Annotated in this window: 12 protein-coding genes; 7 read left to right on the top strand and 5 right to left on the bottom strand. The window is 74.1% G+C overall.

Annotation, left to right across the window (positions count from 1 at the left end):
* Positions 1–234: 234 nt before the first annotated feature.
* On the top strand, positions 235–2,307 hold the full coding sequence (locus K7G60_RS20535) for an MMPL family transporter (protein ID WP_225802416.1): 2,073 nt from the start codon (positions 235–237) through the stop codon (positions 2,305–2,307).
* Positions 2,308–2,424: 117 nt separating this feature from the next.
* Here K7G60_RS20535 and K7G60_RS20540 read toward each other — a convergent pair whose 3' ends face one another.
* A complete protein-coding gene (locus tag K7G60_RS20540; RefSeq protein ID WP_225802417.1) occupies positions 2,425–3,279 on the bottom strand; it encodes a universal stress protein in 855 nt (284 codons plus the stop codon).
* Positions 3,280–3,385: 106 nt separating this feature from the next.
* A complete protein-coding gene (locus K7G60_RS39190; protein WP_308081664.1) occupies positions 3,386–3,619 on the bottom strand; it encodes a CBS domain-containing protein in 234 nt (77 codons plus the stop codon).
* Between the two features lie 369 nt (positions 3,620–3,988).
* On the opposite strand from K7G60_RS39190, the gene K7G60_RS20550 reads away from it, so the two are divergent.
* Genes K7G60_RS20550 through K7G60_RS20560 form a run of 3 tightly spaced genes read left to right on the top strand, consistent with a single transcriptional unit; the run spans position 3,989 to position 5,275 of the window.
* A complete protein-coding gene (locus K7G60_RS20550; protein ID WP_225802418.1) occupies positions 3,989–4,201 on the top strand; it encodes a hypothetical protein in 213 nt (70 codons plus the stop codon).
* Positions 4,198–5,070: a universal stress protein gene (locus tag K7G60_RS20555; RefSeq protein ID WP_225802419.1), complete on the top strand. Its 873-nt coding sequence runs from the start codon at positions 4,198–4,200 to the stop codon at positions 5,068–5,070. The genes K7G60_RS20550 and K7G60_RS20555 overlap by 4 nt, the downstream gene beginning before the upstream one ends.
* 46 nt (positions 5,071–5,116) lie before the next feature.
* Complete coding sequence (locus tag K7G60_RS20560) at positions 5,117–5,275, top strand: hypothetical protein (protein WP_225802420.1); 159 nt, start codon at positions 5,117–5,119, stop codon at positions 5,273–5,275.
* Between the two features lie 99 nt (positions 5,276–5,374).
* On the opposite strand, the gene K7G60_RS20565 is transcribed toward K7G60_RS20560, so the two are convergent.
* Complete coding sequence (locus K7G60_RS20565) at positions 5,375–6,724, bottom strand: nicotinate phosphoribosyltransferase (RefSeq protein ID WP_225802421.1); 1,350 nt, start codon at positions 6,722–6,724, stop codon at positions 5,375–5,377.
* A 500-nt stretch (positions 6,725–7,224) separates the two neighbouring features.
* Here K7G60_RS20565 and K7G60_RS20570 point away from each other — a divergent pair, with 500 nt between their 5' ends.
* Genes K7G60_RS20570 through K7G60_RS20580 form a run of 3 tightly spaced genes read left to right on the top strand, consistent with a single transcriptional unit; the run spans position 7,225 to position 11,467 of the window.
* Positions 7,225–8,310, top strand: coding sequence for an alcohol dehydrogenase catalytic domain-containing protein (locus tag K7G60_RS20570; protein ID WP_225802458.1), 1,086 nt, complete (start codon positions 7,225–7,227; stop codon positions 8,308–8,310).
* Positions 8,307–9,080, top strand: coding sequence for an HAD family phosphatase (locus K7G60_RS20575; protein WP_225802422.1), 774 nt, complete (start codon positions 8,307–8,309; stop codon positions 9,078–9,080). The genes K7G60_RS20570 and K7G60_RS20575 overlap by 4 nt, the downstream gene beginning before the upstream one ends.
* 11 nt (positions 9,081–9,091) lie before the next feature.
* Positions 9,092–11,467, top strand: coding sequence for a glycoside hydrolase family 65 protein (locus K7G60_RS20580; RefSeq protein ID WP_225802459.1), 2,376 nt, complete (start codon positions 9,092–9,094; stop codon positions 11,465–11,467).
* 6 nt (positions 11,468–11,473) lie between these two features.
* Here the strand turns inward: K7G60_RS20580 and K7G60_RS20585 are convergent, their stop codons facing one another.
* Both K7G60_RS20585 and K7G60_RS20590 read right to left on the bottom strand, forming a co-directional pair.
* Positions 11,474–12,460, bottom strand: a complete 987-nt coding sequence (locus K7G60_RS20585) for a nitroreductase family protein (protein WP_225802423.1) — start codon at positions 12,458–12,460, stop codon at positions 11,474–11,476.
* Between the two features lie 22 nt (positions 12,461–12,482).
* Complete coding sequence (locus K7G60_RS20590) at positions 12,483–12,932, bottom strand: CBS domain-containing protein (RefSeq protein ID WP_308081668.1); 450 nt, start codon at positions 12,930–12,932, stop codon at positions 12,483–12,485.
* Positions 12,933–13,167: the final 235 nt, after the last annotated feature.

Consider the following 13,167-nt stretch of genomic DNA (forward strand, 5'->3'; position numbering starts at 1 on the left):
CCCCGGGTCCGGAGGCCCGGGCGCCGCTGGGCAGGGGAACCGGGGCGGATTTTCCCGGAGCTGCATCCGTGCCGGACCGGTGCGCGGAAGACAGGGTGACCGACTCAGGACGGGGCGCCCGTGCCCTCCGCCCGGACCCGTACGTTCCATCTGAAGAGGTCCCGCTCGGTTCGTGCTTCAATGTATCTCGATCATTGAGATAATTAATTGTCGAGAGACGTTCGGGGAGTTCTCATGTCCACATCCCTGCGGTGGGTGCGCAGACTGCTGCCCCTGCTGGTGCTCGTCGTCTGGCTCGCCGTCGGGGGAGGGCTCGGCCCCTACGCCGGCAAGCTCGGCGAGGTGGCGACCAACGACCAGGCCGCCTTCCTGCCCCGCACCGCGGAGTCCACCCTGGTCCTGCGGCAGCAGGAGGCGTTCCGTCAGGAGGAGACCCTGCCGGCCCTGGTCGTCTGGACGGCGGAGGGCGGGGGGCGCCTCGCCCCGTCGGCCCGGGCGGCCGCCACGGAGGCCCTGGCCGCGCTCGAAGGCACGGAAGGAGTGGTCGGCGCGCCCTCCCCGGCGTTCCCGTCGGAGGACGGCGAGGCCCTGCGGGGCATCGTCCAGCTCCGCCCCGACCTCGGCGACGAGCTGCCCGCGACCCTGGACGGGGTCGAGGCCGCGGTGTCCGCCGTGCCGGGGACCGAGACATGGCTGGCCGGCCCCGCCGCCACGCAGGAAGACCTCCGCGACGCCTTCGCCGGCATCGACGGTCTCCTCCTCGTCGTCGCGCTGGTGACCGTCCTGGTGATCCTGCTCCTGGTCTACCGCAGCGTCCTGCTGCCGCTGCTGATCATCGTCGGCGCCGTCTTCGCCCTCGGTCTGGCCTGTGCCGTCGTCTACCTCCTGGCCGACCGGGACGTCGTGCGGGTCGACGGCCAGGTGCAGGGCATCCTGTCCATCCTCGTCATCGGCGCCGCGACGGACTACGCCCTCCTGCTGGCCGCCCGCTACCGGGAAGAGCTCGGCGCCCGCGACGGGAACAGGGTCCCGGCCATGCGGGCCGCCCTGAAGCAGTCCTTCGGCCCGATCGTGGCCAGCGCCGCCACGGTCGCGCTCGGTCTGCTCGCCCTGCTGTTCAGCGATCTCACCAACAACCGGGCGCTCGGCCCCGTCGGCGCCATCGGCATCGCCTGCGCCGTCCTCAGCGCCGTGACGTTCCTCCCCGCCGCCCTGGTCCTCCTCGGACGGGCCGCGTACTGGCCGGCCCGCCCCAAGGCGACCACCGGGGACGGTGCGCACCCCGTCTGGCGCAAGGTCGCGGCCCTCGTCGACGGCGCGCCGCGCAAGGTCTGGGCCGCCGCCCTCGCCGCCCTGCTCGTCTGCGCCGCCTTCTTCCCCGCGCTCGACTCGAAGGGCGTCCCGCTCGACGAGATCTTCGTCAAGGACGCCCCGTCCGTCGCCGCCCAGGAACGCCTGAGCGAGCACTTCCCCGGCGGCGCGGGCAACCCCGTGGTCGTCGTCGCCGACGGCTCGGCCGCCGAGGAGGTACGCGCCGCGGCCCGGGCCGTCGACGGAGTCGACTCCGCGGTCCTCTTCGCCCTCCCCGGCACCGCGCGGCCGCTCGTCGCGGACGGGCGCGTCAGGATCGACGTCACCCTCGCGGACGCGGCGGACTCCGACGCCGCCAAGGACACCGTGGGGCGCCTTCGTGCCACCCTGCACGCCGTACCGGGCGCCGACGCCCTCGTCGGCGGCTACACCGCCCAGCAGTACGACACCCAGGTCACCGCCGAACGGGACAGGGCGCTCATCGTCCCGGTCGTGCTGGCGATCATCCTGGTGATCCTCGTCGGCCTGCTGCGCTCCTTGCTGCTGCCCGTCCTGCTGGTGGTGACGGTCGGGCTCAACTTCCTGGCCACGCTGGGTGTCTCCGCCCTCGTGTTCGAGCACGTCCTCGGGTTCACCGGGACCGACTCGGCGGTCCCCTTGTACGGATTCGTCTTCCTGGTCGCCCTCGGCGTCGACTACAACATCTTCCTCATGTCGCGGGTGCGCGAGGAAACGGTGCTGCACGGCACCCGGGAGGGCGTGCGCCGCGGCCTGGTCGCCACGGGCGGGGTCATCACCTCGGCCGGCGTCGTCCTCGCCGCCACGTTCGCCGCGCTGGGCGTCATCCCCTTGGCGTTCCTGGTCCAGATCGCCTTCATCGTGGCCTTCGGCGTCCTGCTCGACACCCTCGTGGTCCGGTCGCTCCTGGTGCCGGCCCTCGTCCGGGACATCGGCCCCGCGGTCTGGTGGCCGGGCTCGCTCCGGCACCGCCCCTGACCTCCGGCGGCCGGGGCACTCGTCGTACGCCCGCTCGGCCGTCGTCACGGAGACCACCGGCACGCGGACGTCGTCCTGTCCGTGGCTCCCCGGCCGGAGGACCGAACCGGCCCGAGATCAGTCGTGGGGTACGAGGGCGACGGGCGCGCGGCTGTGGTGCAGCACGGAGTGGGCCACGCTGCCGATGTGAGCGCCCAGAGCCGAACGGCGCGTACGACGGCCTACGACGACGAGGCCGGCGCCCCCGGCGGCCTGCACCAGTTCGACGCCTGCCGACCCGATCACCACGCGGGCGGTGGCCGTCACACCGGAGTACTCGGCGCGCCAGGGCTCAAGGAGGTCGTCGAGGGAACGCTCGACCTCCGGGGCCACGACGGGTCGGACGTCCGGCACCATGGCCGGCCCCAGGACCGCGGGGAGCGGGAGCCGCTGGGCGTATACGGCGTTCACCCCGGTGCGGCGCCGGGCGGCCTCCTCGAAGGCGAACTCCAGGACGGCGTCCGCGGGGTCCTGCGCGTCGACCCCCACCGTGACCGGTCCGAGCGGGACGGCGTCGCCGAGGGCGCGCACGAGCACCAGGGGCCGCTCGACGGCGCCGGCGACGGTCAGGCCGACGGAGCCGAGCAGATAACCGGCCACACCACCCAGCGCCCGCGAGCCCAGGACCAGGAGGTCGCCCGTCTCGGCCGCGGCGACGAGGCCCGGGGCAGGGCCCGAGGCCAGCAGCCGAGTGGTCACCGACAGGCCCGGATGGCGCTCGCGCAGCCTCCCGGCGGTGCGCGTGAGCAGCTCCTCGGCCCAGGACTCCTCGGATTCCTGGGCCGCGGGAGTGGCGGCGGACTCCGGCCACGGTTCTCTCGCATGGACCAGATGCACGCCGGTTCCGCGCAGCACGGCCTCGTCCGCCGCCCACTCGGCGGCGGCGTGCGCCTGCTCCGTACCGTCGATGCCGACCACGATGCCCTGTGTCATGACCGTCCGCCTCCTGGCGAGTCGTCGTCGTTCTCGTAGCAGAGCCGGGCGCGGGAGACCGGGACCGCTCCGTCGACCGTCGCGCACATGCGCTCGATCGCCGGGATCACGCCCGGTACGGCACCGTGCCGCCGGTCTCCACCCGGCCGTCCGGCACCTCGACGACCGGACCGGCCGTCCGGAGGCCGAGCGTGCGGCCGAGCACGTCCTCGGAGACCTCGCTGCGGATGTCGTCGTCCTCGCGGAGGAAGATCCCGGGCAGGTCCCGGCGGCTCACGATGCCGACCGGCCGGTCCCCGTCGTCGACGACGACAAGACGCCTGACGCCCTGCACCTCCATGAGACGAGCCGCCTCCACCACTGTCCAGTCAGGGCGGGCGCACGACGGGGTGCGGACATCAGCTCCTCCGCGCGCGTTCCCTCGCCGTCGGCACCCGGTGGTGACGCTCCCCTCCGAACCGTCGGGCCGACGGTGACCCGGGCTGCCGTGACCTGCCTCCGCGGCCGGGTCCGTGCCGCGTGCCCCCGGCCCGGACCGCGACGGGCCGCAGGACTCCGGACTCGCGGCCGCCCCGACCCGCGCAGGGGGCCGAGCAGGTCTCGATCGGGACCGAACGGCCCATCCCCACGAGGCTCACCACGGTGCCAGCGTGGGAGATGCCTTCCTCAGGGCTCTGTTCCCAGCCACGGATACTCCGGAGGAGGAACCATGAGCAGCGAGATCCCCGCACGGCCGGAGCCCGGCGACGTCGTCGTGGGAGTCGACGGGGCCCCCTCCGCACGCACCGCCGCGCTCCGGACCGCTGTCGAGGCGGACCACCGGAGCCGTCCCCCGCGCGTCGCCCACGCCCTGATCCGTCGTTCCCACCGGCCGGTGGAGGCCGTCCCGTCCGGCTTCACGACGCGGGACGAGGAGCCATGAGCGACGTCCTGGCCGGCATCGACCCCCGCGACCTGTCCGTCCCGGCTCTCGTCTGGGCCGCCGACGAAGCCGTACGCAGAGGCACCCGACTGCGCCTGGTCAGCGCGGTCCCCCCGGCCCACGACAGGTTCCCGTACGCCGCGGCCGCCCCTCGGAGCTCCCTGCGGATCCGGGCGGAGTCGGCGCTCGCCAACGCGGAGGACCTCGTGCGGGAACTGTACGACGGGCTGTGGACCGCGACGGAACTCGTCGACGGGGCTCCCGCCACCGTGCTGCGCGACAGAACACGGGGTGCCGCGCTCGCGGTGGTGGGCTCACGCGGCCCGGGCCGGGCCGCCGAGGTCTTCCACGAGGGCTCGGTGGCCGTCCCGCTGGCAGCACGCGCCGACTGCCCCGTCGTCGTGATCCGCGCACCGGAGCACGCGTCCGTCCACCCGCCGCTGATCGTCGCCGGCGTGGACGGCAGCAGGGACTGCCGGGCCGCCGTCGCCTTCGCCGTGGCGGAGGCGAGTCTGCGCGGGGCACGGCTCATGACGGTCTGGGTGTGGCCCAGTCCCCTGCTGCCCCACGCGGCCGGGACCGAGGGCCTGGAGGAGCGCCGCCGACTGCTCGCCGAATCGGTGGCCGGCTGCGCGGAGCGCTACCCGGACGTCGACGTGGAACAGGCGGTCGTGCACGGCCACCCCGTCGAGGCGCTCACCCGCGTTTCCCACGGGGCCCTCGCGGTGGTCGTCGGACGCAGAGGCAGCGGGGGCTACACCGGCATGCGGCTCGGTTCCACCGCTCACGGACTGCTGCACCATGCCGCCTGCCCCGTGATCACCGTTCCCCTGCCCGAGACGGGAGGGACGGACGGCGCCTCCTCCTGAGCCGACCGGTCCCGGCCCCTGTCCGGAGCCCGGAGAGATGAGGGCGATGCGACAGATCACGGAACCGGGCGGCACGACGTCGGACGCCTCGTACGAGGACGGCATCCTCACCTTCCGTCTCCCGATGCCCGAGGAGAAGCCCGAGAGCCGACGGACCGCACCCGTGCGACGGGCCGGTGGCACGGCCGGGGGCGAGCGGCCGTGAATCCGGAACGAGCCCTGGCCGCACACGGCGGCGCCGCGTACGCCGGAACGGAGTGGCGGCGCCGGCCGGCGGGCACCGGAGGGTCTCGTCGTGCGCAGGTCAGGGAAGCGCCCGCCTCCCGGAAGCGCCGGTACGCTCCTCGATCCGATGCCGCACGACGGCCGTCAGGGCCGTCAGCCGGGTCGACGCCACGGGCACCGGGGCCACGGGACGGTCGATGCGCCGGGCCTCGTCCGGCAGGGCGGCGAGATCCGCCTCGAAGCGGGCGCGGGCGGCCGCCAGGCTGTCGGGGGGCTCCGTGCGCAGTCCGCCGCGCATCACGGTCCGCAGCAGCGGCTCCGTGCCCTCGGGCGGCTCCTCGTTCGCCAGGCCGATCACATCGCGCAGGCCGGGGCCGCGGAACACCTGTTTCGGGCCCGGAGCCGTCACCTTCGCCGACGAGAGCTTCATGACCGGCCGCCCCGCGTACTCGACCAGCTTGTACGCCGCGTCCAGGTAGGGGGCGTCCGCGGCCGTGCCGACCTTCGTCCCCACGGCGTACGCGTCGATCGGCGCCCCTTCCCGTACGAGCCGGTCGACGGCGTACTCGTCCAGGCCTCCGCTCGCGATGATCCGTACCTCCGCGAGCCCGGCCGCGTCGAGCGCGCCACGTGCCCGGTGGGCCTGCGCCCCGAGGTCGCCGCTGTCGAGCCGGATCCCGCACCCGGGACCGAGCCCCAGGTCCTTGAGGACGCGCGCGGCCGTCGCCACGCCGCCGTCGGTGTCGTACGTGTCGACCAGGAGCGTCACCGGGCCCGGATGGGTGCGGGCGAAGGCCCGGAACGCGGCTTCCTCGGAGGCGAAGGCCTCGACGTAGGAGTGCGCCATCGTGCCCGCGCCCACGATGCCGTAACGGTCCGCCGCGGCGACGTTGCTCGTGCCCGCGAAGCCGACCATGGCGCACAACCGCGCCGCCTGCCCGCCCGCCTCGGGCCCGTGCGTCCGGCGCAGCGAGAAGTCCACGAGGGGACGCCCGGCGGCGGCGAGGACACACCGTGCCGCCTTCGAGGCGACCGCCGTCTGGTGGCAGACCAGGGACAACAGGTACGTCTCCACCAGCTGCGCCCGCGGCAGCGGCGCGGTGACCTCCAGGAGCGGTTCACCGGCGAACACCAGCCGCCCTTCGGGCACGGCCCGGACCTGCCCGTCGAAGGACAGTCCGAGCAGCGGCTCCAGATCCTCCACCGGCCGCCGCAGCACCCGGGCGAACACCTCGACGTCCCGGCGCCCCACCCTGTACCGGGAGAGGTGGTCGAGGACCGGTTCGAGCCCGGCCGAGACGAGGAACCCGCGTCCCGGCGGCAGGTCGCGCACGAAGAGGCTGAACGTGGCCGGTGCCCGCATGTCCTCCCGCAGGTACGAGAGCGCCATCGTGACCTCGTACAGATCGGTGGTGGTCGCCTCGGACATGCTTCGAGCATGCGTCGCGGGCGGGCGCTCCGCACGGGGACCGTGCGGCAGCACGTCTGGGCGTCGCCCGCCGTGAGCTCGCACCGCACGTCCACCGCGCCCTCGACAGCGCGACCGTCCCCGGTTGCGTCGCCGCGGGTTCGCGAAACCCTGGAAGGAACCGCGGCCGAGGAGGATCCGCGCATGGTCGCTCTCGACGGGGAACCCGCCTCCGGTGACCGCCCCGCGCCGCCCAGGAGGCCCAGCGGGGCCGGTCGCGGGGAGACGGGACCGGCGGCCGCGGTCCGGGGCCGCCGCGGACACGGCGCCCTCCTCGCCGCCTCGGACGCGGCCGCCCTCCTCCGCGACGCGGGCAGGCTTCCACCCTCGCGTCCGGACCGGCCCGCGCCGGGGCCCGACCGGTCCCTCGCGTGGGCCGATCGGCACATGCGCCGCCGTGGCGTGAGGACCGAGCCTGGCCGAGGAGGACACCTCACGCGGACAGGAAGTGGGTGGACACCATGAAGGCAGCCGTCTTCCAGGGGCCGGGCCGGATCGCCTGGCAGGACGTACCGGATCCGAGCCTGCAGGACCCCGGTGACGCGATCCTGCGGGTCGACGTCGTCACGATCTGCGGGACCGACCTGCACATCCTGAAGGGGGACGTGCCGGAGGTGACACCGGGCCGGGTGCTCGGCCACGAGGCCGTCGGCACCGTGGTCGAGACCGGCCGGGACGTCCGCACGGTACGGCCCGGGGACCGCGTCCTGGTCTCCTGCATCTCCGCCTGCGGCCGCTGCCGCTTCTGCCGCGAGGGCCGCTACGGACAGTGCCGCGGCGGCGGAGGCTGGATCCTGGGGCACCTCGTCGACGGAACGCAGGCGGAGTACGTCCGGGTGCCGTTCGCCGACCTGTCCGTGCACCCGCTCCCGAGCCCGGTCGACAGCCTCGACGCCGTCCTGCTGGCGGACATCTTCCCCACCGCCTACGAGGTGGGCGTCCTGAACGGCGGCGTACGGCCGGGCGACACGGTCGTGGTGGTCGGCGCGGGCCCCGTCGGCCTCGCCGCCGTCGCCACGGCACGCCTCTACAGCCCCGGCCGGATCATCGCCGTCGACCTCGCCGAGTCCCGGCTGGCCGCCGCGCGCGAACTCGGTGCCGACGCCACCGCGCTCGCGGGCGAAGGACCGGAGCAACTGGTCGCGGACCTGACGGACGACGGCCTGGGCGCCGATGTCGTCATGGAGGCGGTCGGCGTCCCGGAGACCTTCGAGATGTGCACCCGGATGGTCCGGCCGGGCGGCCGGGTCGCCAACATCGGAGTCCACGGCAAGCCCGCTTCGCTACACCTCGAAGACCTCTGGATCAAGGACGTCACCCTCACCACCGGGCTCGTCGACACCTCGTCCACCCCCATGCTGCTGCGCATGATGGCCGCCGGCCGGCTCCCGGCGGCGGAACTGATCACCCACCGCTTCGATCCGGGGCAGATGGAGGAGGCGTACGACGTCTTCGGCCGCGCGGCCGACACCGGGGCCCTCAAGGTCGCGCTCGGCGGTGCCCGGCACACCGCCCTGGAGACCACCACCGCGACGGACGCCGGATGAACGGTCCGTCCGCGGGCTCTCCGCCGCCCAGAGGCGTCGTCCTCGACACCGACGGCGTACTCCTCGACTCCGCCGTCCTCCACGCGGCGGCGTGGAAGACGGCGTTCGACGCCTGCCTCGGAGAGTCGGCGCCCGAGCCGGGGGAGTGGACGCCGTTCGACGCGGACGTCGAGTACCGCCGGTTCGTCGACGGCAGGTCGCGATACGACGGGGCCGACGCGTTCCTGAGGGCCCGCGGCATTCGCCTGCCGCCCGGGGAACCCGCCGACCGGCCCGGCTGTGACACCGTCTGGGCCGTCGCGGCGCGGAAGGAGGAAGCGTTCCAAGACGTCCTCCGCACCGGACCGGTCGTGGCCTTCGCGGACGCGGGGCGGGCGCTCACCGCCCTGCGCACCCTGGGCGTGCCGTGCGCCGCGGTGTCCGCCTCCCGGCACGCCCGGGCGCTGCTGCGCGCCGCCGGCCTCGACCGGCTCCTCACCGCGGTGGTGGACGGCGAGGACTCCGCTCGGCTCGGCCTCGCCGGCAAGCCGGACCCCGCGCTCTTCCTGCACGCGGCCCGTCTCCTCGGCACGCACCCGAGCGACACCGCCGTCGTCGAGGACGCGCTCGCCGGTGTCCGGGCGGCACGCCGAGGAGGCTTCGGCCTCGTCGTGGGCGTCGACCGCAGCCCGGACGGACACGGCACCGCCGCCTTGCGGGAGCAGGGCGCGGACCTGGTCGTCCCCGAGCTCGCGGAGCTGGTCCGGAGCGCGTGGGGTGAGCGCGCGTGACCACCGGCCGGATGTGGAGGTACGACCGCTACGAGCCGGAACGCGAACAGCTCGTCGAGGCGCTGTGCACCCTCGGCAACGGCCGGTTCGCCACCCGGGGATCCGCCCCCGAGTGCCCCGCCGGCGCCGCCCACTACCCGGGCACCTACCTGGCCGGCTGCTACGACCGGCGCACCTCGGCCGTCGCGGGTGAGCGGGTCGAGAACGAGGACCTCGTCAACCTCCCCAACTGGACCCTGCTGCGCTACCGCTGCCTGCCGGACGACGGCCCGCCCGGCGACTGGCTGACGCCCGACTCCGAACAGCTGCGGCACTACGACGTACAGCTCGACCTGCACGGGGGAGTGCTCACCCGGAGCATGCTCTTCCGGGACGCCCGCGGACGCGGACTGCGCGTCGGCCACACCCGGATCGTGCACATGGGAGACGCCCACCTCGCGGCCCAGCGCACCACGTTCCGCGCCTACGGCTGGAGCGGCGCCGTCGAGGTGGCATGCGTCCTGGACGGAGCGGTCACCAACGCCGGAGTGGAGCGCTACCGGCACCTGGAGAAGCGCCACCTCACCCGGCACCGGACCGGGTTCGACCCCGGCGGCGTCGCCTGGCTCACCTGCCGTACGACCGACCCCGGCATCCGGATCGCCCTGGCCGTCCGCACGGCCACCCACCCCGTCCGCCCCGCGTGGGAGGCGGCCACGGGCGTCGACACCGTCCAGACCTACCACCTGCCGATCGGCCCAGGCCGCGCGGCGTCGGTGGTGAAGACCCTCGCCCTGCGCACGTCCCTCGACCGGCCCGCCGACGACCCGCTGGCGGCGGCCCGCGACGACCTCGCCCGGGCCCCCGCCTTCCCCCGGCTGCTCTCCGCTCACCAGGCGGCCTGGCGACGGCTCTGGGAGCAAGGCGGGTTGGACGTGCCCGGAGAGGCGGGCCGCATCCTGCGCCTGCACCTCTTCCACCTGCTGCAGACGCTCTCCCCGCACACCGCCGATCTCGACGTGGGCGTCCCCGCCCGCGGTCTGCACGGCGAGGCCTACCGGGGGCACGTCTTCTGGGACGAGCTCTTCGTCCTGCCCTACTTCAGCCTGCACTTTCCGGAGGTGGCCCGGTCCCTGCTCATGTACCGGCACCGTCGGCTCCCGGCCGCCCGCGAGGCGGCGCGCCGAGCCGGCGCAACGGGAGCCATGTACCCGTGGCAGAGCGCGAGTTCGGGCCGGGAGGAGACGCAGGAGCTCCACCTCAACCCGCGTTCGGGGCGCTGGCTGCCCGACTTCTCGCGGCTTCAGCGGCACGTGGGTTCGGCCGTCGCGTACAACGTGTGGCGGTACGCGCAGACCACCGGTGACCTCGGTTTCCTGCACTCCGCCGGAGCCGAGATCCTGCTGGAGGTCGCCCGTCACTGGGCCGGGACCGCCGCCTTCGACCCGGAGCTGGAGCGGTACCGGATCCGCGGGGTCGTCGGCCCCGACGAGTACCACGACGCCTATCCCGACGCCACCACGCCCGGCATCGACGACAACGCCTACACCAACGTGACCGCCGCATGGGTGCTCGCCAGAGGCCTCGACCTGCTGGCGGAACTGCCCGGTGCCCGGCGGAGGGAGCTGGGTGAGCGGCTGTCGCTCGACGACGGCGAAATCGACCGCTGGGAGGACGTCTCCCGCCGCCTCCACGTGCCGTTCCACCACGGCGTGGTGAGCCAGTTCGAGGGCTACGGGAACCTGGCGGAGCTCGACTGGGAGGCGTACCGGGCCAGATACGGCGACATCCGCCGACTCGACCGGATCCTGGAGGCCGAGGGCGACACGGTCAACCGCTACCAGGCGTCGAAGCAGGCCGACACCCTCATGCTCGGCCACCTGTTCCGGCCCGCCGAACTGTCCGCGCTGTTCACCCGGCTCGGCTACGCGCTGGACGACGAGGCGTGGCGCGCCACCGTCGCCTACCACCTGAGCCGCACCAGCCACGGCTCGACGCTCAGCAGCCTGGTCCACGGCTGGATCCTGGCCAGGCAGCAGGGCGCCGACGCCTGGCGGTACTGCGAGGAGGCGCTCCTCGCCGACGTGGCCGACGTCCAGGGAGGAACGACCGGCGAGGGCATCCACCTCGGGGCGATGGCGGGCACGGTCGACCTCGTCGAGCGGGGGATCACCGGCCTGGAAGCCGGACGGGACGGGCTCCGGGTGGACCCGGTGGCGCTCGCGGCCATGCCGCGGTTCGCCTTCACGATCTGTTTCCGCGGCCATCGGGGCGTGCGGGTGCGCATGCTTCCCGGGCGGCTGTCCGTCCGCGTCCCGGCCTCGCCGCGGACCCCGCTCGTCGTCGTGCTCCCCGGCGACCGGCGGTACACGGTGCGGCCGGGCGAGGAGCGCTGGTTCCGTCCGTGACGGGGCTCAGCGGAAGGCGAGCACCTCGGAGACCGGACGGCGGGGTGTGGCCCGGCCCCGCGGCCCGTATCCGAGGCGGATCACCATGTGGACGTGGCCGGTGGAGGATTCCGGGTCGCGTGCGTGGGCGCGGAGTTCGGGCCATTCCAGTGGCTGGGACATGACGGAGGTGGCGAGGCCGTCGAGGGTGGCCTGGAGCAGGATCCGGTGCATGGCCTGGCCGGCTTTCAGCCAGTCCTTCGGGGTGTCGTCGGTGGTGCCGAGCAGGGCGATCTGTGGTGTCTTCTCGAAGCGTGCCGAGGTGCGTCCGGGGATCTGGCGGGGGGTGTCGAAGTCCCTGACGGGGGAGGTGACGTCGTATTGGCGGGGGCCGAGGGCGTAGGAGGGGATGCCCTCGGTGGCGGGGCCTTCTCCGGCCGCGCCGGTGCGGGTCCAGGCGGCGATCTCGGTGCGTACGGCCTGGTCCGCGGCTTCGAACAGTTGGGAGGTGTGGACGAGTTCCATGACGGTGTCGGTGTGCCAGGCTCCCGGTACGACGAGTCGGCAGCCTTCCAGGAGGGCCGCGGCGCGGAGTCCGTCGAGGATCTCGGAGGGGACCGGTTCCTCGGTGAAGGGGAAGCGGCTGGTGTGCCGGCGCGACAAGGCGTCGTGGAGCGCGGCCAGGTTCTCGTCCCCGGTGCCGTTCACGAGACGCGCGTCGGCGAGATGCCAGGGGTCTTCCGGGTCGGGCAGCAGCCGGACCACGGGACGCAGGCCCCGGTGCGCGGCGGCGACGCGCAGGCCGAACAGGGCGGCGCCGCAGCCGAGGTGGAGGGCACGGTGGTCCGGGTCCTCGCGCGGCATCCGGCGCGAGCGGTCGCCGTGCAGCTCGACGGTGTCGGTGCCGGTCCGGTGGACGAACTTCCAGGGCTGTGCGTTGTGCATCGACGGTGCGGTGACGGCGTCTTCTGTCAGCGAGGTCACGAGCGGTCGGGTCAGGGCGGTGGTGTACACGGTTCGTCCTGTCTGTGCGGGGTCACCAGGCAATGCCGTGCGCGCTGCGCGCGGGGGAGGCGAGGCGCGTGGGGGCCTCGTCGGCGGACAGTCGGTCCACGACGGCGACGACGCCGTCCAGTCCTTCGGCGAGCCCGACGAGCGTCCGGAGCAGGCTCTGCCGACGGAGGCGGCCCTCCAGGGTGACCACGCCGTCCAGGACGTGCACGTCCACCGCGTCGCCGGCCAGGCCCACGACGTCGGTGAGGACGTCCTCATGGATGCGGCGCCGTATCTCCGCGTCCGGGCGGAGGTGGACACCGAGCAGATCGCGGCGGGTCACGATGCCGACCAGCCGTTCCTCCTCGTCGACGACGGGAAGGCGCTCGACTCCCCGGCGGACCATCAGCCGTGCCGCGTCCGCCACCGTCTCCTCCGCGTGAACGGTGACGGCCGGCGTGGTCATCAGGCCGCCGCCTTTCATGCGCCTCATCACCGCGCCTCCTGTTCGAGCAGCGGGGGCGTTCGTCCCCCCGCCCCACCACCGTCCGTCGCGCGCCGACGACCTGCGAGGGCCGAACGGTCCAACCTCGGGCCCGACCGGCCTCGCAGGTGTGAGACAGGTGCGAGAAGGGACCTTTGGCCCCTTTCCTGCCCCCAGTGGCCCTCCAGCCGCCGCGACACGGGGTGCCACGGTGAGAGCGGTCCTTCGGAACCGCACTTCCGGA

Source organism: Streptomyces sp. NK15101, assembly GCF_020400725.1.
GTDB lineage: Bacteria > Actinomycetota > Actinomycetes > Streptomycetales > Streptomycetaceae > Streptomyces.